1 protein-coding gene is annotated in these 924 nt (G+C 33.8%); it reads right to left on the bottom strand.

Annotated features, from left to right (window positions below):
- Window positions 1-5: 5 nt before the first annotated feature.
- Window positions 6-836: an IS5 family transposase gene (locus D0T84_RS22315; RefSeq protein ID WP_163310114.1), complete on the bottom strand. Its 831-nt coding sequence runs from the start codon at window positions 834-836 to the stop codon at window positions 6-8.
- Between the last annotated feature and the right edge of the window lie 88 nt (window positions 837-924).

Here is a 924-nt window from a genome sequence, read left to right on the forward strand (position 1 = left end):
TGAAGTCATCTTGACTTTTTGATTTTCTTAATTTTCTTTAAAAATATAACAATAAAAGCTATATAATTGAAGGACTTCCAACTAGATACCGTCGTGTCAAATCTATTAAGCAATGATCTGAAAGAATCCATCCAGGCATTTGTTCTTTCAATGCTATAACGTTCTTTATAAAGTAAATCATCCAATAATAGGTCATCACTTACACTTCCATTTCTGGGATTAAAATCAACATTGGCAAATATGCCATGTCTACAACATATCTCCCTGAATTCTTTAGAATCGAAACCAGAATCAGCATTAACAAACAATCCATCCAGATTTATACCAGCTATCGTTAATGTAGAAAATAATTCACCCAAAGTTTCCTCTATATTATACAGGTCATGATGATTACCTGATACAGGATTGGAAATAGCTAAAGGTATTCCTCTGCGGTCAACAAAGTATAAAGCATTGGTTGTTTTCCTGCTTTTGCGTCCTTGGTATGCAACTTCTTCTCCTCCTTTAACTGCTGGTGTGTGACTGCCATCAATATCCGCACTGGATAAATCCAGTTCTGACTTATGGTTGGATAATATTTGAATCCAGCTATCATGCCAGTCTCCATTTTTACTCCATTTACGAAAATGCCCGAAAACAGTTTTATAACTTAAGACTGTTTCACTAAACAGATTTTCCACAGGCAGCATATGCCATTGGATACCAGTTTTGAGTTTATAGAGAATACAATTTACTATTTCTACCAGACAACTCTTTGTCTTAAATCCTCTTTTTGCTGTTGACAAATGAGGTAATATTTCTTTTTCAATCGTATATTTGTCCAGTACTTTGTACATAGGAAGTGTTATGTTTTGGTTGTTTAGCGATTACTAAACTAACACTTCCTTCTGTTTTTAACAATTTTAAATTAGTCAAGACGACTTC

It is taken from the genome of Dysgonomonas sp. 521 (assembly GCF_010501055.1).
GTDB lineage: Bacteria > Bacteroidota > Bacteroidia > Bacteroidales > Dysgonomonadaceae > Dysgonomonas.

What these genes read in the sequence shown, in the direction of transcription:
- D0T84_RS22315 (WP_163310114.1), bottom strand. Translation starts at nt 836, where the DNA reads ATGTACAAAGTACTGGACAAATATACGATTGAAAAAGAAATATTACCT.